The organism is Thioclava sp. DLFJ4-1 (genome assembly GCF_002020145.1).
GTDB lineage: Bacteria > Pseudomonadota > Alphaproteobacteria > Rhodobacterales > Rhodobacteraceae > Thioclava > Thioclava sediminum.
This window is the reverse complement of record NZ_MPZT01000001.1, coordinates 767,343-788,024: the sequence shown is the minus strand read 5'-3', so window position 1 is coordinate 788,024 and position 20,682 is coordinate 767,343. Positions and strand designations below refer to the sequence as shown.

The following is a 20,682-nucleotide window of genomic DNA, read 5'->3' as shown; positions in this document are numbered from 1 at the left end:
CATGACACCTACCCCCGTGGCACATGCGGGCCCCTAAAGGCCCCCTTCGCCAGCAAGGCTAGACGTCATTGGTGTTCAGCCGGTTAATCGCGCTCGCGCAAAACCGGGACGTTTTCGTTAAAATCCGCTTCACCCTCCGCGCGGCGCTCGAGCCCCGCAAAATCGAAGATCGAGGGGTCGCACAGATGCGAGGGGCGTGCGTTCATCAACGCCTTGAACATCTTGTTGCGGCGACCGGGCGCGTTCTTCTCCCAGCCGTCGAGCATCATCTTCACCTGCTGGCGCTGCAGCCCGTCCTGAGAGCCGCAGAGGTCGCATGGGATGATCGGATAGTCCATCGCGCGGGCGAATTTCTCGCAATCGGCCTCGGAGACGAAGGCGAGCGGGCGATAGACGAAGAGATCGCCTTCCTCATTCAGCAGTTTCGGCGGCATCGTCGCAAGGCGCGAGCCGTGGAACAGGTTCATGAAGAAAGTCTCGAGAATGTCGTCGCGGTGATGGCCCAGCACGACCGCCGAGCACCCTTCCTCGCGCGCGATCCGATAGAGGTTGCCGCGCCGCAGCCGCGAGCACAGCGCGCAATAGGTGCGGCCCTGCGGGACCTTGTCCATCACGATCGAATAGGTGTCCTGATACTCGATCCGATGCGGAACCCCCATCTTCTCGAGGAATTCCGGCAGCACGGTCGCGGGAAAGCCCGGCTGACCCTGATCGAGATTGCAGGCCAGCAGCTCCACCGGCAGCAGCCCGCGCCATTGCAACTCGTGCAGGACGGCCAGAAGCGTATAGCTGTCCTTGCCGCCCGAGAGGCAGACCAGCCAGCGTTGCCCGCGTTCGATCATCCCGTATTTCTCGATCGCCTCGCGGGTCTCGCGCACGATGCGTTTGCGCAGCTTCTTGAACTCGGTGGTCGAGGGTGCGCCCGCAAAAAGCGGATGGATCGGGCTGTCTTCGTCATCAAGCATCTGGAGTGTCCTTCGCGTCATGCGCATGGGCGCAACGATGGGCGGCGTCAAATTCGGGATCGGCCCCGGGCACCGGGTCATAGCCATGCCCGCCCCAGGGGTGGCAGCTCAGAAGCCGCTTCCCGGCCAGCCAACCACCCTTCACCGCACCATGACGTTCGAGCGCTTCGAGCGCATAGGACGAACAGGTCGGCTGATAGCGGCAGCCATGCCCCATCCAGGGGCTGAGCAGCAAGCGATAGGCATGAACCGGTAGGGCAAGGATTCGGGCGAGGGGGCTCATTTGCGTTTGCTCCCCTTGGGTTTGCGCGGCCGCGGTGGGGAGATCGGCAAATCGTGAATGATCGTGAGCACGGTTTCGAATTCGGCCAGCATGGCGGCGAAGTCGCGGGTGGCGGTCGCCTCGGGGCGCCCGACTAGAACATAGTCCCAGCCCGACCGACCCGCCTTGGGCAGAACCTGCCGCGCGATCTCGCGCAGGCGGCGTTTCGCGCGATTGCGCGCCACCGCGTTGCCGAGCTTCTTCGAGCAGGTGAAGCCCACGCGGATCAGATCGGGGGCGACGGGCTCACCCTCGCGGCGCTTGCGCGCCTGCAGCAGAAAGCCGGGCATCCCCTTACGCTGCGCCGAGGCCGCTTTCAGGAAATCCGCCCGCTGCCGCAGAACCGCGGTCGGACGAGTCGGATCATCTGAGCGTATGGCGGCCATCAGGCGACCTCCGGCGAATAAACGGCGCGCAAAATAGCGAAGCCGCCGGTCTTTTCACCGATCTGACCCGAGGGCCCGACCTGCGAAAAGCATCCGGCGGCGTCAAAAGCCAGTCGCGGCTGTAACGGCCTTAAGCCGACAGACGCTTACGGCCCTTCGCGCGACGGGCGTTGAGAACCCGGCGTCCACCCTTCGTGGCCATGCGGCTGCGGAAGCCGTGGCGACGGGCGCGAACGAGGTTCGACGGCTGGAACGTGCGTTTCATCGTTTTCACTCCGGTTCGGGCCCAGAAACAGGATTCGAGGGCCAGATAGCATTTCGAAGCCGCTCTTTAGTGACCTCTCCCCAGCAAGTCAATTCGCCAAAGCGGGTTTTTTCCGGCTTTTCCGGTCGCTTCGCACGGATCGTGACCGCTCACGGGGTTTTGCCTTCTGCGCGAGCCGCCTATCTTGTGCGCAAAGCGCGGCTGACGCAGGGGACGGTATCCTTGCATCCTGACCGGCGGTGCATCTTGCATCCTGACCGGCGGTGCATCAAGAGTGACATTGAAGGGGACGGGCCGATCCTGCGGGACGGCCTTGCGTTTGATAGGCGATGAAAGTGAACACTCTTTCAGGGCGGTTTCTGATCCTGACCACGGTTTTCGTGGTGCTCGCCGAGGCGTTGATCCTTTTGCCGGGTTTGGCGAATTTTCGCGAAGACTATCTTTTGACGCGACTCGAGCGCGCGCAGATCGCTTCGCTTGCGCTTCTGACCACCGACACCACTATAGCGCCCGATCTGGAAAAAGAGCTTCTGTCCAATGCGGGCGTCTTCAACGTGGTGCTTCGCAGAGATGCGGCGCGGCAGCTGGTGCTGTCCTCGCCGATTCCCTCTCCGGTGACCGAAACCTACGACCTGCGCGATTCGACCGAATGGACGCGGATTCGCGATGCGGTCCACGCGCTCTTCGATTCCGGGGATCGTGTGATCCGGGTGCTGGGCCAGCCGGTGCAGAAGGGCGGTATCGTGATCGAGGTGACGCTCGCGACCGAACCGATGCGGATCGCGATGGTGGAATACGGGCTGCGGCTCTTGTCGATCTCGGCGGTCTTCTCGGTGATCACCGCCGTGCTGCTGTTCCTGCTGGTGCGCCGCCTGATGGTCGTGCCGATCAAGCGGCTGGTCGCGCATATGTCTTCTTATGCGGACGCGCCCGAGGATGCGCGGCGCATCATAACCCCGCAGGCCAGCGTCGAGGAGCTGCGCGTGGCTGAGGAGGCGCTGGCCTCGATGCAGCAGCAGCTCACCGCGTCGCTGCGCCAGAAGGAGCGTCTCGCGCAGCTCGGGCAGGCGGTCGCCAAGATCAGCCACGACCTGCGCAACATCCTCACCACGGCGCAGCTCTTTGCCGACCGGATGGAAAGTTCGGACGATCCCGGCGTGAAACGCGCCGCCCCGAAGCTGACCGGCTCGATCGAGCGCGCGATCAACCTGTGCGAAACGACGCTCGCCTTCGGCAAGGCCAAGGAGCCGCCGCCGACGTTGTCGCGCTTTATGTTCGGCGAACTGGCGCAGGAGGTTCTGGAGAACGAAGAGCACCCGAGCGAAGGCCCGCTCGTCGATTTCGTCACCGACATGCCGCCGAATCTGGTGATCCGCGCCGACCGCGAGCAGCTCTATCGCGTGCTCAACAACCTCGTGCGCAACGCTCGTCAGGCGATCGAAGCGACTGGCCAGAACGGCACGGTGGAGATCGGCGCAGGCGAGAATGCCGATGGCTGGTGGATTCGCGTCCAAGATAGCGGCCCCGGCCTGCCGGAGACTGCGCGCGAACACCTCTTCAAGCCTTTCACGGGCGGCACGCGCGCGGGCGGCACCGGCCTTGGCCTCGCCATCGCGGCCGAGTTGATTCGTGGTCATGGCGGGCGTCTGGACCTGGTGCGCACCGACGGCAACGGCACCGAGTTCCGGATCTTCCTGCCCTCGGATATCGCGCTGGATTGCGCCTCCGAGAAGGGCGCGGGCGCAATTTCCTGAGCCTGCGCGGGGTTAGGTTCCGGGAGGTGCGTGCCGATCTTCAGGGCTTCCGCGAGGGCATCCAAGAATTTTGACGGTTTTCCAAAATTGCCTCGAATTTGCTCTTGCATCGCTCCGACGTGGCCGTTACATCGCCCCACATAAGCGGACCCGTAGCTCAGCTGGATAGAGCACTTGACTACGAATCAAGGGGTCGGGCGTTCGAATCGTCCCGGGTCCGCCATTTCCCCCTCCTACTAAAAATCAATGTCTCGCGGGCCATGCCTGTCGTTCGCGCCGTTGGCTGTTGCGGTCTGCGCGCTCTGTCGTCGCGCATGTTGCGCTGTGGGCCTCGGTCGTCCTTAGGGGCGTCTCATCGGACAAGCTCTCGCTGCGCTGCGAGAGCGGTTCGGGGCCGCGCTTGGGTGTGGGGTGCCCCGGAGGCGTTCGAAGGGTGGCTGCGGGTGCTGATCGACGCTCTGCGTCTTCCCCGGGCGGGATACAAAAGCAGGACGCTTGGAAGGCCTTCTCGAGCCTCTCTCGGGCGGCTGTCGGAGGCGGCGTGCGGTTCAGCTGTTTGCAGAGAAACAAACCCTCGGAAACGCGAAACCCCGCCACGAAGGGCGGGGTTTTCGGCGTATCGAAGTTTGTTTGGTGGAGCCAAGGGGAGTCGAACCCCTGACCTCTTGAATGCCATTCAAGCGCTCTCCCAACTGAGCTATGGCCCCACCGGAGGTCCAGCGGGTAGCCCCGCTGTGTGGGGAGGCGTATAGGCAAAGCGCCGCGGCGGTGCAAGAGGAATTTCGCTCCGAACCGCGCGAAAATTTCGTCGCTCTCGCCTTCCCAAACGTCAGCTGTCACCTGCACCCGGAAACGGGGCGCGAGGCTGCATGCCGGGGCAGGGCCCGGGCCAAAGAAAAAGGCGCCACGGTTTCCCGTCGCGCCTTGATCAATGGTCCCGAGCGGCCCAGCCGATCAGTTGTCTTCCTTATCCTCAGTGCTGACATCCGCGATGTCATCGAGCGAGACATTGTCGTCATCGTCGTCGTCGTCGAGCAGATCGTCGTCGAGATCCACGTCACCGTCATCGGTGTCGAGATCGTCATCTCCGAGACTGACGTCATCGTCTTTCTGAGACGACGTCTTGTCGGTCGTAAGCGTACGACCGCTGCCCGAGGTCAGAGCCTCGAGGGTAAAGGTGTTGTTGCAGACCGGGCAGGTCATCGGGTCGTTATTCAGGTCGTAAAAGCGGCTCGCGCAATGCGGGCACAGACGCTTGACGCCCCATTCCTCTTTCGGCATGGAATTCTCCTGCGCACTTAATCCAGCAGAGTCGCAGCCACCTGCCACATGCCGGGCAGGGTGTCAAAGCCTTTTCGTGCCTTTTCTGGCCGGGCTGCGACCCGCGGGCCACCTCTCGCTGTCGAACCTTTCGGAGAAAGCTTCTGTCCCGCACGCCCCCCATTCCCGAACTGCCTGAGGTGGAGTTGGTTCTGCGCCGCTCCGGGCGTGCGCGCAGGTTCTCGTTGCGGGTGTCGCGGGTGGACGGCCGGGTGGCGCTCACGATCCCGCGGGGTGCGTCCGAGCGCGAGGCTTTGGCCTTCGCGCGCTCGCAAACCGAATGGCTGCGCAAGACCCTCGGGGCGATTCCGCCGGCGCAGGCGGTACGATTCGGGCAAGGCATCCCCTTCGAGGGGCAGATGCTGACACTGGAGCCCGCACGATTGCGCAGCCCGAAGATCGACGGGGCGCGTCTCTTGGTGCCCGAAGACCCGGCGCGGCTGGGCGTGCGGGTCGAGACCTTTTTCAAACACGCGGCCCGGCTGCGGCTCCATGCGGCCAGCACGCGCTATGCCTCCGAGATCGGGCGCGACTTCGCCAAGATCACGATTCGCGACACGCGCTCACGCTGGGGCTCGTGCAGCTCCACCGGAGCGCTGTCCTATAGCTGGCGCCTGATCATGGCGCCGCCGGAAGTGCTCGACTATGTCGCGGCCCATGAGGTCGCGCATCTCGAGGAGATGAATCACTCGCCCGCCTTCTGGCGCGTCGTCGAAGCCCTGCGTCCGAGCTTCAAGTCAGAGCGCGCCTGGCTCAAGCGCGAAGGCTCTGCGCTGCATGCGATCCGGTTTCGAGATTGACCCCGGCTGCTAACGTGATCACAAAAAGCGCATGACCACGATTTCTACACGCCCCATCGAGACCGCCGCCCATGATCGGCTTTACCGCGCATTGCGTCAGCAGATCATGGTGGGGGAATTGCTGCCGGGCACCGCGCTGACGCTGCGGGGCTTGGGCAAGCAATACGGTGTCTCCATGACCCCCGCGCGCGAGGCGCTGCGGCGGCTGGTGGCGGAAGGGGCGCTGACGCTGTCGAGTTCGGGCCGCGTCGCCACGCCGGAACTGTCGAACGAACGGATCGAGGAGCTGGCGGCGCTGCGCGCACTGATCGAGCCGGAGCTGTCGGCCCGTGCCCTGCCGCGGGCGCACCTCGCGCTGATCGATCGTCTCGGCGCGATCAACGTCGCCAATGCCGAGGCCGTCGCGAAGCAGGATGCGGTGGGCTACATCCGCACAAACCTCGAATTCCACCGCACGCTCTACCTGCGCGCGCAGGCGCCCGCGATGCTCGCGGTGATCGAAACCGTCTGGCTGCAGCTGGGGCCGACGATGCGCGCGGTCTACACCAAGCTGCAGCGCAACGAGCCGCCGCGCCACCACCGAATGATTCTCTCGGCTCTGCGGGCGGGCGACGAACCGGCGCTTCGATTGGCCGTGCGCACCGATGTGACCCAGGGTTTGCGCCATCTGGCCCAGCGTGGCTGGTAAAACCGCCCCTGAAGCGATGCGTGAGGGGCATAAAAACGGCTTGGGCGACTTGACGCGAGACGCCATTGCCCGTATTCCGCGCCAACAGATTTTCGGGCGCTGCCATGCGGCGCCTTCTCATGTTGGGGCCGGGCGCGCGATTCGCGTAACTTCGGCCAGGTAAGAAACGAAGGAAGAATGCCATGTCGCGCGTTTGCGAACTGACCGGCAAGGGCCCCACGACGGGCAACAAAGTGAGCCACGCGAACAACAAGTCGCGTCGTCGCTTCCTGCCGAACCTGAACGATGTCTCCCTGATCTCGGACACCCTGGGCCAGAGCTTCAAGCTGCGCGTTTCCGCAGCCGGCCTGCGCTCGGTTGACCATCGCGGCGGTCTCGACGCGTTCCTCGCCAAGGCGAAGGATGCAGAGCTGTCGGTGAATGCTCTGAAGATCAAGAAAGCGATCGCGAAAGCTCAGGCAGCCGCCTGATCCTTTCCGGATGCACGGTTACGAAAACCCCGCGCTTCGGCGCGGGGTTTTTGCTTGTGCGGCGTTATCTGCCGTATTTCCCTCCCTGCGTCGTCACGCTAGTGTGAGCGCCATGTGGAGGACGCGCTTCAAGCTGCTGATCGGGATCGCCGCGGCGCTCATGCTGGCCACGACCAGCATGACGATGGCGGTCGCACGCGGTCAGGCGCGCGTCGCGGGCGAGGTGGTGCTCTGCACCGGCTACGGCGTGACCACGGTCAGCGTCGATGCCGAGGGCAATCCGACCGGTCCCGCCCATATCTGCCCCGACATGGTGCTGGCGATGATGGCCGCCGTCGCGCTCGCGCCGGCTCTGCCGACACCGCCCCAGGGCGAGGGGCGCAGCGTCGAGACGGTCGAGCCCGAGACCGCGCAGGCGCAGGCCGTCGTGGTGCCGCGCGCCCGCGGACCGCCCGTGCCCGTCTGATCCCAAGCTTTCAGACGAACACACCCACAGGAGACGCAAATGATCCGCAAATACCTGATGAGCGCGGCCCTGATCGCCGCAGCTCTCCCCGCCTTCGCCGCCGAACCGATCCAGATCCTCGACCCTTACGTCCGGGTCTCCACCCCGATGTCGAAATCGGCGGCAGCGTTTATGGAGATCAAGAATATCTCCGATCTCGACGATCGCCTTCTCTCGGTCAGCTCGAACGTCGCCGCGCGCGTTGAACTGCACACCCACAAGCAAGGGCCGAATGGCGAGATGCAGATGCTCGAGGTCAAGGAAGGCTTCGAGATCCCCGCCAAGGGCGAGCATGTCCTGCAGCGCGGCGGCGATCATGTCATGTTCATGGGGCTGAACCAGCCGCTCCATCAGGGCGACATGGTCACGCTCAACCTGCGCTTCGAGAAGACGGGTCTGATGGTCGTGGACATCCCGGTCGATCTCAACCGCGATCAGCCTGCCGCACCGTCGCAGGAGACCGCGCCGGTCGCCGATCCGCAGATTTCACATGAAGACATGACCCACGGGGAGCCGGAGCATACGGAGCCCACGATGGACAAGAAAGAAAGCGATATGTGAGCCGGGCCGGGTAGGGCGGCGTTCAGCCGCCCAACTGCTCCAGCATCTCGGCTGCGGCCGCCGAGGCCGCGCTTTCGCCGCTGGCCACGGCATCGCCAAGCTCGCGCATCTTTGCCCGGATCTCCGGGTCCTGACGCAGCCGCGCAAGCAGCCCCTCGCGGACTTCGGCCTCGAACCAGTGGCGCGCCTGCTCGGCCCGGCGCTGATCGAAATGCCCGTTCGCGCGCCGCCACTCGGCCAGCGCGGTCATCTCGTCCCAGGCCTTCTCCAGCCCGTTCTCTTCCATCGCCGAGACCGGCAGCGCCTTGGGGAACCCTTCGGGGTCCTGAGGCCGCTTGCGCAGCAGCCGCAGCGCGCCCGCGTAATCCGAGACCGTCCGCATCGCCGCCGGTTTCAGATCGCCATCCGCCTTGTTCACCAAGATCAGGTCGGCCATCTCCATGATGCCGCGCTTGACGCCCTGCAGCTCGTCGCCGCCAGCTGGGGCCATCAGCAGCACGAACAGATCCACCATCTCGGCCACGAGCGTCTCGGACTGGCCGACGCCCACGGTCTCGATCAGCACCACGTCGAAGCCCGCCGCCTCGCACAGAGACACCGCCTCGCGGGTACGCCGAGCGACGCCGCCGAGATGCGCTTGGCTAGGCGAGGGACGGATGAAAGCATTGGGATCGCGCGACAGGCGCTCCATCCGGGTCTTGTCGCCCAAGATCGAGCCGCCCGAGCGGGCCGAGGAGGGATCGACCGCCAGCACGGCGACCTTCAGCCCCTTCGCGGTCAGCATCATCCCGAAGGCTTCGATGAAGGTGGATTTGCCCACGCCCGGCGTGCCCGAAAGCCCAATGCGCAGCGCCTGACGCCCTTCGCCTGCCAACGTATCCAAGAGTTCGACCGCCTGCGCGCGATGCTCCGCCCGGCCCGATTCCACCAGCGTGATCGCGCGGGCCAAGGCGCGGCGATCGGAGGCCAGAATGCGCGGAGCGAGGTCGGCGGGGCTTTGTTTGGTCATCGGCAGGCTTTCGCTGATTTTGGGTATTCGTGTCAAAAATGACATCAGACGTGAAGACTTATCGGTTACTTGCCTGCACCCTGCGACCTATGTCCAGACCCAATGGGAAATTCCTGACACGAGGATGCCAATGACATCTCTTTCGAACCGTTTGCCCCGCGCCTTGACCGCTGCGCTGACAGCGGCGCTGGTGATCGTGCCCCTTGGCGCCGCGCCCGCACGCGCCGAGCAAAGCGACAAGATCGTCTTCGACGTGGTGCTGAAAGGCATCCGCGCGGGCGAGCTGGCGATCAACGGCAAGATCACCGACGGAGCGTATGGCGCGAACGGTGTGCTGCAGACGGCTGGCCTCGTGGGGCTGCTGCGCAAGATCAAGTTCTCGGCCAGCGTCTCGGGGCTTCACGACGGCCAGAAATTCACCCCGATGAAATATTCCGAGGTGGACGACGCGCCGGGGCGCAAGTCGAAACACCAGATCATCTACAACAACGGCACCCCTGTTTCCGTCAGCCAGCAGCCGCCGCGCAAGCCCAAACCCCGGGATGTCGATCCCGCGAAACAGGGCGGAACGGTCGATCCGCTGACCGCGCTCTATGCCGTGCTGCGCGATGTGCCGCGCGACGAGGCCTGCAAACTCGACGTGAAGATGTATGACGGCGCGCGGCGCTCGCAGGTGCGCCTGTTCGATCCGAAGCCCGATGGCAAGAACCTCGTCTGTTCGGGCGAATATCGCAGGCTCGAAGGGTTCTCGGAAAAGGACATGAAGGAAAAGAGCCGCTTCGCGTTCACCCTCTATTACGAGCCGAGCCCGAAGGGCGGTTTGCAGGTCGACAAGATCGAGACCGACACGCTCTATGGAAAAGGCCGCCTCACTCGGCAATAAGGGGCGGGTGAACACAGACCGCTTTTCTCTTCCGATCGACGTGGTGCTGCCCGATCTGCGGGCGGCGCTGTCTGCGCATGGCCGCGCGGTGCTGATGGCGCCGCCGGGCGCGGGCAAGACGACCCGCGTGCCGCTGGCGTTGCTGGATCAGATCGAGGGCCGGATCGTGATGCTGGAGCCGCGCCGTCTGGCCGCGCGCGCCGCCGCCGAGCGCATGGCGGACACTTTGGGCGAAAAGGTCGGCGAGACGGTCGGCTACCGCATCCGGGGCGAGGCGAAGGTCTCGAAATCCACCCGGATCGAGGTCGTGACCGAAGGCATCCTGACCCGCGTGCTGCAATCCGACCCGGAACTGACCGGCATCGGCTGCGTGATCTTCGACGAATTCCACGAACGCTCGCTCAATGCCGATTTGGGGCTGGCGCTGGCATGGGAGGTGCGCGGCGCGCTGCGCCCCGATCTGGCGCTGGTGGTGATGTCCGCCACGCTCGATGCCGAGCCAGTGGCGCAGCTTATGGACGATGCGCCAATCGTGGTGTCCGAGGGCCGGGCCTATCCGGTGGAGACGCGCTGGCTGGACCGTCCGGTCGACAGTTCGATGCGGTTCGAGGCCGCGATGGCCGGGCTGATTGCCGAGGCCGTCGAGGCCACCGACGGCAGCCTGCTGGCCTTCCTGCCGGGCGAGGGCGAGATTCGCCGCGTCGAAGGGCTTCTGAAGGGCCGCTTGCCCGCCGACATCGCGATCCGTCCGCTGTTCGGCGCGATGGAATTCGCCGCCCAACGCGCGGCCATTGCGCCCGCGCCTTCGGGGCGAAAACTGGTGCTGGCCACCGCCATCGCCGAGACCTCTCTGACCATCGAAGATATCCGCGTCGTCATCGACGGCGGCCGCGCGCGGCGCGCGCGCTTCGATCCAAGCTCCGGCATGGCGCGATTGGTGACCGAACCCGCCTCCCGCGCCGAGGCCGAGCAGCGCCGGGGCCGCGCAGGCCGCGTGGCGGAAGGCATCTGCTACCGGCTCTGGACCAAGGGCGCGGAGGGTGCGCTGCCCGCCTTCGCCCCGCCCGAGATCGAGGTGGCCGACCTCACGGGCCTCGCGCTGGAGCTTGCGCTCTGGGGCACGGAGGGCGGCGATCTGGCCTTCCTGACCCCGCCGCCCGCGCACGCGAAGGCGGAGGCGCGCGCTTTGCTGGAAGAGCTCGGCGCGCTTAAATCGGGGCTGATTACCGAACACGGGCGCAAGCTCGCGAAACTGCCGCTGCATCCGCGCCTCGGGCATATGCTGTTGACCGCTGGCCCCGAGGCAGCTCCCCTTGCTGCCCTTCTGGCCGAGCGCGACCCGCTGCGTGGCGCGCCCGCCGATCTGACCCTGCGCCTCAGCGCCATCCGCGACCCGAAGCGTTTCGAGGCGAACCACCCCTACACGCCCCATCGCGGCACGATCGAGCGTATCCGCTCCGAGGCGAAGCGGCTGGCTCGCCTCGCCCCCGAGGCGCCCGAGACCTATTCGCCCGCCGAGCAACTTGCGCTCGCCTATCCAGACCGTGTGGGGCTGCGCCGCAAGGGCGATGCGCCGCGCTACGTCCTGTCTGGCGGCAAGGGCGCGGTGGTGGCCGAGGGCGATCCGCTGGGCGCACAACGCCTGATCGTGGTGAGCGATCTCGACGGCGATCCGCGCGAGGCGAAGGTGCGCCAAGGCATCGCGATCTCCGAGGCCGAGGTCCGCCGCCTCTTCGCCGATCAGATCGCGTGGCACGATGTCTGCGACTGGTCCAGGCGCGAGGGCCGTGTGATCGCGCGCAAGCACGAACGGTTCGGCGCGCTGGTGCTCGACGATCGCGTCTGGAAGGACGCTCCGCGCGAGGCATTGGCGCGCGGCGCACTGGCCGGGTTGCGCCAGATCGGGCTGCCGATGACGCCAGCCGCGCGTCGCCTTCAGGCGCGGGTGGAGCTGTTGCGCGGGCAGGGGGCCGATCTGCCGGATTTCACCGATGAGGGGCTGTTGGAGAGGGCGGAGGACTGGCTGCTGCCCTATCTCGGCAAGGTCCGAACCGAGGCCGATCTGCGCAAGCTGGATCTGACCGATGCGCTGCGCGCGGCGCTCGACTGGGAACAGATGCAGCTGGTGGACCGGCTCGCGCCTGCGCATTTCGAGACCCCTCTGGGCCGTCGCGTGCCGATCGACTACGCGGGCGAGGCGCCGGGGATCGAGATACGCCTGCAGGAGATGTTCGGCGTCACCGCCCATCCCACGGTCGGCCCGAAACGCCTGCCGCTGCGGATAACGCTGCTGTCGCCCGGCCACAAACCCATTCAGGTGACGATGGACCTGCCGGGTTTCTGGGAAGGGTCCTACGCCGATGTGCGCAAGGATATGCGCGGGCGCTACCCCAAGCATCCGTGGCCGGAAGACCCGCGCGAGGCCGATCCGACCCTGCGGGCCAAGCCGCGCAAATAAGCTATGCGCACCGCGCGGATTGACCCAACGGGAGGCTTTCGCGCATATGGCGCGAGGCAACGAGGGAAAAACATGACCGAAACGCTGAGCTTCGAGGACCGCAAGCGCCTCGTGATGACCGTGCTGATGACGCCCGATCAGGCGAATTTCTCCGGCAAGGTGCATGGTGGCGCGCTGTTGAACTGGCTCGACCGGGTCGCGTTCTCGCTCGCCTCGCGCTACTCGCAGCGCTACGCGGTGACGCTGTCGGTCGATCAGGTGACCTTCCAGCAGCCGATCAATGTGGGCGAGCTGGTGACGTTTCGGGCCAGCGTGAACCACACGGGCCGCACCTCGATGGAGATCGGTATTCGGGTCGAGGCGGAGAACATCACAGCCGGCACACGGCGGCACACCAATAGCTGTTATTTCACCATGGTCGCGGTGGACGAGGACGGCAAACCCGCCGCGGTGCCGAAGCTGGAGGCGGAGACCGCAGAGGAGCGCCACCGCTGGCGCGCCGCCGAACTGCGCCGCGAACTGCGCCGTGAATTCGCCGCCAAGATGGACGCGGCGGCGGATCACGGCGAGGGGTAGGCCTCACGCAACGGTGAAAGACGGAAACGGGTGGTCCGATGCGTTGAACCTGCGAAAGGAATTCACGCATGAGACAAACCTCCCCCAATCTTTCCCGACGAAACCTTCTGCGCGCGCTCGCGGCCTCTCCGGTCGCTGCTGGTGCTGCGACGTTTCCGCTGGCCGCGCGCGCCGAAGCCAGTTCTGCCGCAACGGCCGCCGGGTTGATTACGCCCAATGTCTGTCTGGTGATGCCGGAAGTCACCGAAGGCCCCTATTATATCGACCCAAATCTGGTGCGCGCCGACATTGCCGAGGACCGGACGGGCATTCCGCTGGTATTGCAGATGCAGGTCGTCAATGCCGATTGTACCCCGATCGAAGGCGCGCGCGTCGATGTCTGGCATTGCGACGCCGAGGGCAATTATTCGGGCTATGCGAACCAAGGCTCCGAGGCCACGCTCGACACCACCGGCCAAACCTTCCTGCGCGGCACGCAGATGACGGAAGCGGGCGGGCTTGTGCAATTCCAGACGATCTATCCGGGCTGGTATCGGGGGCGCACGACCCACATCCATTACAAGGTCTTCCTCGACGAGGTGACCGTGCTGACCTCGCAAATCTTTTTTCCCGATGCGCTGAGCCAGTATCTCTATGACAATATCGCGCCCTATACGCGCGAAAGCACCCGCGACACGATCAACGCAAGTGACGGGATCGCGCATCAGGCAGGCGATGGCGCCTATGCAGCGCTGCGCGAGCAGAGCGATGGTTACGTGGCGCAGCTCGTGGTGGGCGTGAACCCTGATGCGGTGAGCGAGGCGGGCAATGGTGGCCCGGGCGGGTCAGGCGGCGGCGCAGGCGGCCCGAACGGAGCCCCTCCCGGCCCGCCGCCGGGCGATGCGGGTGGCATGGGCCCCTCCGGGTCTGGCGATTGGACGCCGGACGATCTGGTGCCCGAGAAGGACAGCTGAGCCTTTCGACGGCCAAAAAAAGGGCGCCCCGCGGGGCGCCCTTTCGCATTTCTCACGACCCTTGGCCTATCAGGCGTGGATCGCGCCGTCGCCGCAGGCGAGCGCGGCTTCGCGCACGGCTTCGGAGAAGGTCGGGTGGGCGTGGCAGGTCAGCGCCACGTCTTGCGCCGAGGCGCCGAACTCCATCGCCACGCAGATCTCGTGGATCAGGTCGCCCGCGCCGGGACCGATGATGTGGCAACCGAGGATGCGGTCGGTTTCCTTATCCGCGATCAGCTTCACGAAGCCGTCCGACTGGAACACCGCCTTGGCGCGGCCATTGCCCATGAAGGAGAACTTGCCGACCTTGTAGGCGCGGCCGTCCTGCTTGAGCGCCTCTTCGGTCTGGCCCACCGAGGCGACTTCCGGGGTGGTGTAGATCACGCTCGGGATCACGTCGTAGTTCACGTGGCCATGCTTGCCCGCGATGACTTCGGCGACGGCCATGCCTTCGTCCTCGGCCTTGTGGGCGAGCATCGGACCGGTGACCGCGTCGCCGATCGCGTAAATGCCCTTCGCGGAGGTCTGCCAATGCGCGTCGGTTTTCACCTGACCGCGCGGCAGCATCTCGACGCCGACGCCCTCAAGGCCCAGACCATCGGTATAGGGCTTGCGGCCGGTTGCGACGAGGACGGTCTCGGCTTCGATCGAGGCGTTGCTCTCATCTTTGCGCAGCTGGTAATTCACCGTGGCCTTGCCGTTCTTCACGTCGACGCCCTGCACGGCGGCGCCCATGACGAATTTCAGGCCTTGCTTGGACAGGATCTTCTGGAAGTTCTTGGAGACCTCGCCGTCCATGCCGGGGGTGATCGCGTCGAGATATTCCACGACGGTCACATCCGCGCCGAGACGGGCATAGACCGAGCCCATTTCCAGACCGATGACGCCCGCACCGATGACGACCATCGACTTCGGAATCTTGTTCAGCGACAGCGCGCCGGTGGAGGTCACGACGGTTTTCTCGTCGATCTCGATGCCCGGCAGCGAAGAGGGTTCGGAGCCGGTGGCGATCACGATGCTCTTGGCGTTATGGACGTCCTCGCCCACTTTCACCTTGCCGGCTTCCGGGATCGAGCCCCAGCCCTTGAGCCAGTCGATCTTGTTCTTCTTGAACAGGAACTCGATGCCCTTGGTGTTGCCGTCGATGACTTCCTGCTTGTAGGTCAGCATTTGCTTCCAATCGACCGAAGGCGATTTGCCCTTCAGGCCCATCTTGGCGAAGTTATGCTCGGCTTCGTGCAGCTGATGCGTGGCATGCAGCAGCGCCTTGGAGGGGATGCAGCCCACGTTGAGGCAGGTGCCGCCGAGGCTGTCACGGCCTTCGACACAGGCGGTTTTCAGGCCCAGCTGGGCGCAGCGGATGGCGCAGACATAGCCGCCCGGGCCGCCGCCGATCACGATCACATCATAGTCAGCCATTGTTCTTGCTCCTTGGATTGGGGCGCGAGGGGGCCTCGCGCCGGGAGGTCAGATCAGCGCGGCAATCGCCAGCGCCAGAATTGCGAAGAAGGAAAAGCCCCAGATGAGCGAGCGCCACGGCACCCAGCCCAGCAGATAGGACGGAATGTAGAGAACCCGCGCGATCAGAAAGATCCAGGCGAAGGCCGCAGTGGCGGCGCTCGACTGCCCGGTCAGGCCGATGACCAGCGCGACGGGGGCAAAGAGGATCAGCCCCTCGAAGGAGTTGTTCATCGCGCGCTGAATCCGGCCGAGCAGGGTCGAGATCGGCGGCGGCGTCTTGTCGCGCGGAGAGACGGGGTATTTCGTGCCGAGTTCCGTATTCGCTTTGACCGAATAGGCGATCATCAGCCCCAGATGGAGCAGGATCGCGAGGATGAGCACGGTGAGTTCGGGGGTCATGGGTCGCTCCCGGTGGAGAGGGCGGACCGGAGGGCTGTCTGCCCCCCGGACCCCCCGAGGATATTTGGCAAGAGCGAAGGAGGCGGGGCGCCGCCTTCGTCCCAAGTCGCTTACCTTACAGGTCCATAAGCAGGCGGCGCGGGTCTTCCAGCGCTTCCTTGACGCGCACGAGGAAGGTCACTGCGCCTTTGCCGTCGACGATGCGGTGGTCGTAGCTGAGTGCGAGATACATCATCGGCTTGATGACGATCTGGCCGTTCTCGACCATCGGACGTTCCTGGATCTTGTGCATGCCGAGGATACCCGATTGCGGCGGGTTGAGGATCGGCGAGGACATCAGCGAGCCGTAGACGCCGCCGTTCGAGATGGTGAACGAACCGCCCTGCATCTCGGCCATCGAGAGCTTGCCGTCACGGGCGCGGGTGCCCATCTCGGCGATCGTCTTCTCGATCGACGCGAAGCTCATCTGATCGGCATCGCGCACGACCGGAACGACGAGCCCGTTCGGGGTGCCCACGGCCACGCCCATGTGGACGTAGTTCTTGTAGACGACCTCGTTGCCGTCGATCTCGGCGTTGACTTCCGGGACCTCTTTGAGCGCGTGGCAGCAGGCCTTCACGAAGAAGGACATGAAGCCGAGCTTCACGCCGTGCTTCTTGTTGAACAGGTCCTTGTACTCGTTGCGCAGGTTCATCACGCCCGACATGTCCACCTCGTTATAGGTGGTCAGCATCGCGGCGGTGTTCTGCGAGTCCTTGAGGCGCTTGGCGATGGTCGCACGCAGGCGGGTCATCTTCACGCGCTCTTCGCGCGACGCGTCATCGGCATTGACCGGGCCGCGCGGCGCCTGCGAGGGCGTCGAGGCGACGTTGACCGACGCCTGCTTCGGCGCGTTTTCGGCCTTGGCCACGTCTTCCTTCATGATCCGACCATCTTTGCCCGAACCCTGAACGGAGGCCGGGTCGATACCTTTCTCGGCCATCAGCTTCTTGGCCGAGGGTGCATCCTCGACATCCTTGCCGCCCTTGCTGCCGCTCTCGGCGGGGGCTTCGGATTTGGCCTCTTCCTTCGCGGGGGCGCTGTCGGAGGCGCCACCGGATTCGCCTTCAGCGATCACGGCAAGCTTGGCCGAGGCATCGACGGTCGCGCCTTCTTCAGCGACGATCTCCTTGAGAACGCCAGCCGCGGGAGACGGCACTTCGACGGAGACCTTGTCGGTTTCCAGCTCGCAGAGCATCTCGTCGGCCGCGACCTTGTCGCCAACCTTCTTGAACCACGTCGACACAGTTGCCTCGGTGACCGATTCACCAAGGCTGGGCACCATCACGTCGGTCATTTTTCCCTCATTCGATTGGGGCTGTTGGGCGGGTTTTTCCGCCGGTTTGTCGTCTTTCTTCTTCGGCGCGGGGCTGGCGCCGGCCTCTTCGATCGTCGCGAGAAGCGCATCGACGCCGACGGTCTCGCCTTCGGCGGCCACGATCTCGCCGAGCGTGCCGGCCGCGGGGCTCGGCACTTCGACGGTCACCTTGTCGGTTTCGAGCTCGCAGAGCATCTCATCGGCGGCCACCGTGTCGCCGGGCTTCTTGAACCAAGTGGCGACGGTAGCTTCCGTGACGCTCTCTCCGAGCGTGGGAACGCGGACTTCAGTGGACATCTATTCAACCCTCCAGTGCATCGTTGACGAGCGCGTCTTGCTCGGCCTTGTGGCGGCTTGCCAGACCCGTCGCGGGCGAGGCGGAAGCTGCACGGCCTGCATAGCGCGCACGGGCATGTTTCGCGTCGATCTTGGCGAGGACCCATTCGATATAGGGCTCGACGAAGAACCAAGCGCCTTGGTTCTTCGGCTCCTCTTGGCACCAGACGATCTCGGCATTCTTGAAGCGGGTCAGCTCTTTGGTGACGGCCTGCGCGGGGAACGGGTAGAACTGTTCCAGACGCAGCAGGTAGACATCGTCCAGCCCGCGTTCGTCGCGCTGTGCGAGCAGGTCGTAATAGACCTTGCCCGAGCACATCACGACGCGCTTGATCTTGTCGTCGGACTTCAGCTCCATATCCGAATTGCCGCGCTGGGCATCATCCCACAGCACGCGGTGGAAGCTGGACCCGGTGGTGAAGTCTTCCGTGGTCGAGACCGCCTTGGGGTGACGCAGAAGCGATTTCGGCGTCATCAGGATCAGCGGCTTGCGGAAGTCGCGGTGGATCTGGCGGCGCAGAATGTGGAAGTAGTTCGCCGGCGTCGTGCAGTTCGCGACGATCCAGTTATCTTCCGCCGACAGCTGCAGGAAGCGCTCCAGACGGGCCGAACTGTGCTCGGGGCCCTGACCTTCGAAACCGTGCGGCAGCAGGCAGACGAGGCCCGACATGCGCAGCCATTTCCGCTCGCCCGAGTTGATGAACTGGTCGAACATGATCTGCGCGCCGTTGGCGAAATCGCCGAACTGCGCTTCCCAGAGCGTCAGCGCCTTCGGTTCCGCCAGCGAGTAGCCGTATTCGAACCCGAGCACCGCATATTCGCTGAGCATCGAGTCGATCACCTCGTAGCGGGCCTGACCCTCACGGATGTTGTTCAGCGGGTAGTAGCGGTCTTCGTTGTCCTGATTGACCAGCGCCGAGTGGCGCTGCGAGAAGGTGCCGCGGGTGGCATCCTGACCCGACAGACGGACCGGGTAGCCCTCGGTCAGAAGCGAGCCGAAGGCCAGTGCCTCGGCGGTCGCCCAGTCGAAGCCCTTGCCGGTCTCGAGCATCTGCTTCTTGTTGTCGAGCAGACGCCCGACCGTCTTGTGCAGCGCGAATTTCTCGGGCGCGGTTACGAGCGCCTTGCCGACCTCTTCGAAGGTCTCGGGCGCGATCGCGGTGGTACCGCGCTCGTATTCGCTTTTTTCCTGCTCCATGCCGGACCAGCGACCGTCGAGCCAGTCGGCCTTGTTCGGCTTGAAGACCTTACCGGCTTCGAACTCCTCGTTGAGATGCGACTGGAACGAGGCTTTCATATCCTCGATCTCGCCCTCGGGGATCAGGCCGTCAGCCACGAGGCGCTCGGTGTAGAGCTGCAACGTGGTCTTGTGGGTCTTGATCGACTTGTACATCACCGGGTTGGTGAACATCGGCTCGTCGCCTTCGTTGTGACCGAAGCGGCGGTAGCAGAAGATGTCGATGACCACGTCCTTGTGGAACTTCTGGCGGAACTCGGTCGCGACGCGGGCTGCGTGCACGACGGCCTCCGGATCGTCGCCGTTCACGTGGAAGATCGGAGCTTCCACCATCAGCGCGAGATCGGTCGGGTAGGGCGAGGTGCGCGAGAAGTGCGGCGCGGTCGTGAAGCCGATCTGGTTGTTCACGACGAGGTGGATCGTGCCGCCCGTGCGGTGGCCGCGAATGCCCGAGAGCTGGAAGCACTCGGCCACGACGCCCTGACCGGCGAAGGCCGCATCCCCGTGCAGCAGCACCGAGACGACCTTTGAGCGGTCCGAACGGTCGGCCAGCTGGTCCTGCTTGGCGCGGACCTTGCCGAGCGCGACCGGGTTCACCGCCTCGAGGTGCGAGGGGTTCGCGGTCAGCGACAGGTGGACCTTGTTGCCATCGAACTCACGGTCGGCGGACGCGCCGAGGTGGTATTTCACGTCGCCCGAGCCGTCCACGTCCTCGGGCTTGAACGAGCCGCCCTGGAATTCGTGGAAGATCGCGCGGTAGGGCTTTTGCAGCACGTTGGCGAGGACCGAGAGGCGACCGCGGTGGGGCATGCCGACCACGACCTCTTGCAGGCCGAGCTGACCGCCCCGCTTGATGATCTGCTCCATGGCGGGGATCAGCGCTTCGCCACCATCGAGGCCGAACCGCTTGGTGCCCATGTATTTGACGTGCAGGAACTTCTCGAACCCTTCCGCCTCGACGAGCTTGTTGAGGATCGCGCGGCGGCCGGTCTTGGTGAAGGTGATTTCCTTGCCGTAGCCTTCGATGCGCTCTTTCAGCCAGGCCGATTGTTCGGGGTCGGAGATGTGCATGTATTGCAGCGCGAAGGTGCCGCAATAGGTGCGCTTCACGATATCCATGATCTGGCGCATCGAAGCGATCTCGAGGCCGAGCACGTTGTCGATGAAGATCGGGCGATCCATGTCAGCATCGGTGAAGCCGTAGCTCTTCGGATCGAGCTCCGGATGCTGACCGGTTTCGCGCATGTTCAGCGGGTCGAGATCGGCGGCGAGGTGGCCGCGGATACGGTAGGCGCGGATGATCATCAGCGCGCGGATCGAATCCAGCACGGCGCGTTTGACCGCGGCCTCATCGACCGGAACGCCAGCCTCGGCGGCTTTCTTCTTGATCTTGTCGCCAGCGGCCTTGCCCTCGGCAGGGGCGGCGGGCCATTCGCCCGTCAGCGCGGCGGTCAGGTCGTCGGCGACCACCGGCGGCCAGTCGCGACGCTCCCAGCTTGCGCCTTCGGCGGATTTCTTCACGTCCTGATCGGGATCACCGAGCGAGGCGAAGAAGGCAGCCCAGGCGGTATCGACCGAAGACGGATCTTCGGCGAACTTGGCGTAGAGCTGCTCGACATATTCGGCATTCGCGCCTTGCAGGAACTGCGAGGCATTGAACTGGTCGTTGGGGGATTGGTCGGTCATTTTCCTCACCTTCGGTCGGTGAAACAGGGATCTGTGGAACTCGAACGTCTATCAGCGGCCCATTGAACGGTTGGTTAAACGCTGGGCGCGTGTGGTGGCGGGGTCGCGCGGCGCGCGAACGCCCTCGCGACGGATACAGGGGTGGAACGGGACATGATGTAGGGTCCTTTCCTTCGCGCGCGGGGCCATCACGGATACTCCGAAACCGGCACCTTCAGTCCCGGGCATATTGCCTTCTGGGTCAATGATGTA

General features: G+C 64.9%; 20 protein-coding genes and 2 tRNA genes. 11 read left to right on the top strand and 11 right to left on the bottom strand.

Translation table 11 applies throughout. The features are described from left to right. Window positions 1-83: 83 nt before the first annotated feature. The 4 genes from ttcA to rpmH all read right to left on the bottom strand — a co-directional run bounded on the left by ttcA (window position 84) and on the right by rpmH (window position 1,938). Window positions 84-965 (bottom strand): tRNA 2-thiocytidine(32) synthetase TtcA, encoded by an 882-nt coding sequence (ttcA, locus tag BMI85_RS03570; protein ID WP_078539799.1) that lies wholly within the window; start codon window positions 963-965, stop codon window positions 84-86. Further along, window positions 958-1,248, bottom strand: coding sequence for a membrane protein insertion efficiency factor YidD (gene yidD / locus BMI85_RS03565; protein WP_078519741.1), 291 nt, complete (start codon window positions 1,246-1,248; stop codon window positions 958-960). Before yidD ends, ttcA begins: the two co-directional genes overlap by 8 nt. Next, window positions 1,245-1,673, bottom strand: a complete 429-nt coding sequence (gene rnpA / locus BMI85_RS03560; RefSeq protein WP_078599518.1) for a ribonuclease P protein component — start codon at window positions 1,671-1,673, stop codon at window positions 1,245-1,247. The genes yidD and rnpA overlap by 4 nt, the downstream gene beginning before the upstream one ends. A gap of 130 nt (window positions 1,674-1,803) precedes the next feature. Beyond that, a complete protein-coding gene (gene rpmH, locus BMI85_RS03555; protein WP_075776231.1) occupies window positions 1,804-1,938 on the bottom strand; it encodes a 50S ribosomal protein L34 in 135 nt (44 codons plus the stop codon). Between the two features lie 329 nt (window positions 1,939-2,267). Between rpmH and BMI85_RS03550 the strand changes: the two genes are divergently transcribed. Both BMI85_RS03550 and BMI85_RS03545 read left to right on the top strand, forming a co-directional pair. Then, entirely contained in the window at window positions 2,268-3,692 is a 1,425-nt protein-coding gene (locus BMI85_RS03550; RefSeq protein ID WP_078539797.1) for a HAMP domain-containing sensor histidine kinase, read from the top strand. Window positions 3,693-3,838: 146 nt separating this feature from the next. After that, window positions 3,839-3,915: transfer RNA gene (locus BMI85_RS03545), tRNA-Arg, on the top strand. A 408-nt stretch (window positions 3,916-4,323) separates the two neighbouring features. Here the strand turns inward: BMI85_RS03545 and BMI85_RS03540 are convergent. Both BMI85_RS03540 and BMI85_RS03535 read right to left on the bottom strand, forming a co-directional pair. Then, window positions 4,324-4,399: transfer RNA gene (locus tag BMI85_RS03540), tRNA-Ala, on the bottom strand. Between the two features lie 247 nt (window positions 4,400-4,646). Beyond that, window positions 4,647-4,973: a TIGR02300 family protein gene (locus tag BMI85_RS03535; RefSeq protein WP_078519738.1), complete on the bottom strand. Its 327-nt coding sequence runs from the start codon at window positions 4,971-4,973 to the stop codon at window positions 4,647-4,649. A gap of 179 nt (window positions 4,974-5,152) precedes the next feature. On the opposite strand from BMI85_RS03535, the gene BMI85_RS03530 reads away from it, so the two are divergent. The 5 genes from BMI85_RS03530 to BMI85_RS03510 all read left to right on the top strand — a co-directional run bounded on the left by BMI85_RS03530 (window position 5,153) and on the right by BMI85_RS03510 (window position 8,036). Next, window positions 5,153-5,812 (top strand): SprT family zinc-dependent metalloprotease, encoded by a 660-nt coding sequence (locus tag BMI85_RS03530; protein ID WP_246832473.1) that lies wholly within the window; start codon window positions 5,153-5,155, stop codon window positions 5,810-5,812. A 31-nt stretch (window positions 5,813-5,843) separates the two neighbouring features. Further along, window positions 5,844-6,500: a GntR family transcriptional regulator gene (locus tag BMI85_RS03525; RefSeq protein WP_078519736.1), complete on the top strand. Its 657-nt coding sequence runs from the start codon at window positions 5,844-5,846 to the stop codon at window positions 6,498-6,500. A gap of 182 nt (window positions 6,501-6,682) precedes the next feature. Next, complete coding sequence (gene rpmB / locus BMI85_RS03520; RefSeq protein WP_078519735.1) at window positions 6,683-6,970, top strand: 50S ribosomal protein L28; 288 nt, start codon at window positions 6,683-6,685, stop codon at window positions 6,968-6,970. A 112-nt stretch (window positions 6,971-7,082) separates the two neighbouring features. Continuing rightward, window positions 7,083-7,436, top strand: coding sequence for a hypothetical protein (locus BMI85_RS03515; RefSeq protein ID WP_078599516.1), 354 nt, complete (start codon window positions 7,083-7,085; stop codon window positions 7,434-7,436). 39 nt (window positions 7,437-7,475) lie between these two features. Beyond that, complete coding sequence (locus BMI85_RS03510; protein ID WP_078546104.1) at window positions 7,476-8,036, top strand: copper chaperone PCu(A)C; 561 nt, start codon at window positions 7,476-7,478, stop codon at window positions 8,034-8,036. A gap of 22 nt (window positions 8,037-8,058) precedes the next feature. Here the strand turns inward: BMI85_RS03510 and meaB are convergent, their stop codons facing one another. Next, a complete protein-coding gene (gene meaB / locus BMI85_RS03505; protein WP_078539792.1) occupies window positions 8,059-9,045 on the bottom strand; it encodes a methylmalonyl Co-A mutase-associated GTPase MeaB in 987 nt (328 codons plus the stop codon). Between the two features lie 130 nt (window positions 9,046-9,175). On the opposite strand from meaB, the gene BMI85_RS03500 reads away from it, so the two are divergent. The 4 genes from BMI85_RS03500 to BMI85_RS03485 all read left to right on the top strand — a co-directional run bounded on the left by BMI85_RS03500 (window position 9,176) and on the right by BMI85_RS03485 (window position 13,915). Beyond that, window positions 9,176-9,928 (top strand): DUF3108 domain-containing protein, encoded by a 753-nt coding sequence (locus BMI85_RS03500; RefSeq protein ID WP_078599515.1) that lies wholly within the window; start codon window positions 9,176-9,178, stop codon window positions 9,926-9,928. After that, on the top strand, window positions 9,900-12,386 hold the full coding sequence (hrpB, locus tag BMI85_RS03495) for an ATP-dependent helicase HrpB (RefSeq protein WP_078599514.1): 2,487 nt from the start codon (window positions 9,900-9,902) through the stop codon (window positions 12,384-12,386). Before BMI85_RS03500 ends, hrpB begins: the two co-directional genes overlap by 29 nt. Window positions 12,387-12,458: 72 nt before the next feature. Then, window positions 12,459-12,962 (top strand): acyl-CoA thioesterase, encoded by a 504-nt coding sequence (locus tag BMI85_RS03490; RefSeq protein WP_078519729.1) that lies wholly within the window; start codon window positions 12,459-12,461, stop codon window positions 12,960-12,962. Window positions 12,963-13,030: 68 nt separating this feature from the next. Then, complete coding sequence (locus BMI85_RS03485; RefSeq protein ID WP_078599513.1) at window positions 13,031-13,915, top strand: intradiol ring-cleavage dioxygenase; 885 nt, start codon at window positions 13,031-13,033, stop codon at window positions 13,913-13,915. Window positions 13,916-13,984: 69 nt separating this feature from the next. Here BMI85_RS03485 and lpdA read toward each other — a convergent pair whose 3' ends face one another. From lpdA to BMI85_RS03465, 4 genes are all read right to left on the bottom strand, one after another. After that, window positions 13,985-15,373, bottom strand: a complete 1,389-nt coding sequence (gene lpdA / locus BMI85_RS03480) for a dihydrolipoyl dehydrogenase (RefSeq protein WP_078599512.1) — start codon at window positions 15,371-15,373, stop codon at window positions 13,985-13,987. A 48-nt stretch (window positions 15,374-15,421) separates the two neighbouring features. Then, window positions 15,422-15,814, bottom strand: coding sequence for an MAPEG family protein (locus tag BMI85_RS03475; protein ID WP_078599511.1), 393 nt, complete (start codon window positions 15,812-15,814; stop codon window positions 15,422-15,424). Window positions 15,815-15,929: 115 nt separating this feature from the next. Continuing rightward, on the bottom strand, window positions 15,930-17,468 hold the full coding sequence (odhB, locus tag BMI85_RS03470) for a 2-oxoglutarate dehydrogenase complex dihydrolipoyllysine-residue succinyltransferase (RefSeq protein WP_078599510.1): 1,539 nt from the start codon (window positions 17,466-17,468) through the stop codon (window positions 15,930-15,932). 4 nt (window positions 17,469-17,472) lie between these two features. Then, complete coding sequence (locus BMI85_RS03465; protein WP_078546115.1) at window positions 17,473-20,430, bottom strand: 2-oxoglutarate dehydrogenase E1 component; 2,958 nt, start codon at window positions 20,428-20,430, stop codon at window positions 17,473-17,475. Window positions 20,431-20,682 lie beyond the last annotated feature (252 nt).

Excerpts from the sequence above, each read along its gene's own strand:
- BMI85_RS03485 (WP_078599513.1), top strand. The coding sequence starts at position 13,031 with ATGAGACAAACCTCCCCCAATCTTTCCCGACGAAACCTTCTGCGCGCG.
- rpmB (WP_078519735.1), top strand. The coding sequence starts at position 6,683 with ATGTCGCGCGTTTGCGAACTGACCGGCAAGGGCCCCACGACGGGCAAC.
- BMI85_RS03510 (WP_078546104.1), top strand. The coding sequence starts at position 7,476 with ATGATCCGCAAATACCTGATGAGCGCGGCCCTGATCGCCGCAGCTCTC.
- ttcA (WP_078539799.1), bottom strand. The coding sequence starts at position 965 with ATGCTTGATGACGAAGACAGCCCGATCCATCCGCTTTTTGCGGGCGCA.
- BMI85_RS03475 (WP_078599511.1), bottom strand. The coding sequence starts at position 15,814 with ATGACCCCCGAACTCACCGTGCTCATCCTCGCGATCCTGCTCCATCTG.
- BMI85_RS03500 (WP_078599515.1), top strand. The coding sequence starts at position 9,176 with ATGACATCTCTTTCGAACCGTTTGCCCCGCGCCTTGACCGCTGCGCTG.
- BMI85_RS03515 (WP_078599516.1), top strand. The coding sequence starts at position 7,083 with ATGTGGAGGACGCGCTTCAAGCTGCTGATCGGGATCGCCGCGGCGCTC.
- BMI85_RS03465 (WP_078546115.1), bottom strand. The coding sequence starts at position 20,430 with ATGACCGACCAATCCCCCAACGACCAGTTCAATGCCTCGCAGTTCCTG.
- BMI85_RS03535 (WP_078519738.1), bottom strand. The coding sequence starts at position 4,973 with ATGCCGAAAGAGGAATGGGGCGTCAAGCGTCTGTGCCCGCATTGCGCG.
- rpmH (WP_075776231.1), bottom strand. The coding sequence starts at position 1,938 with ATGAAACGCACGTTCCAGCCGTCGAACCTCGTTCGCGCCCGTCGCCAC.
- lpdA (WP_078599512.1), bottom strand. The coding sequence starts at position 15,373 with ATGGCTGACTATGATGTGATCGTGATCGGCGGCGGCCCGGGCGGCTAT.
- BMI85_RS03490 (WP_078519729.1), top strand. The coding sequence starts at position 12,459 with ATGACCGAAACGCTGAGCTTCGAGGACCGCAAGCGCCTCGTGATGACC.
- BMI85_RS03525 (WP_078519736.1), top strand. The coding sequence starts at position 5,844 with ATGACCACGATTTCTACACGCCCCATCGAGACCGCCGCCCATGATCGG.
- hrpB (WP_078599514.1), top strand. The coding sequence starts at position 9,900 with ATGGAAAAGGCCGCCTCACTCGGCAATAAGGGGCGGGTGAACACAGAC.
- rnpA (WP_078599518.1), bottom strand. The coding sequence starts at position 1,673 with ATGGCCGCCATACGCTCAGATGATCCGACTCGTCCGACCGCGGTTCTG.
- yidD (WP_078519741.1), bottom strand. The coding sequence starts at position 1,248 with ATGAGCCCCCTCGCCCGAATCCTTGCCCTACCGGTTCATGCCTATCGC.
- BMI85_RS03550 (WP_078539797.1), top strand. The coding sequence starts at position 2,268 with ATGAAAGTGAACACTCTTTCAGGGCGGTTTCTGATCCTGACCACGGTT.
- odhB (WP_078599510.1), bottom strand. The coding sequence starts at position 17,468 with ATGTCCACTGAAGTCCGCGTTCCCACGCTCGGAGAGAGCGTCACGGAA.
- meaB (WP_078539792.1), bottom strand. The coding sequence starts at position 9,045 with ATGACCAAACAAAGCCCCGCCGACCTCGCTCCGCGCATTCTGGCCTCC.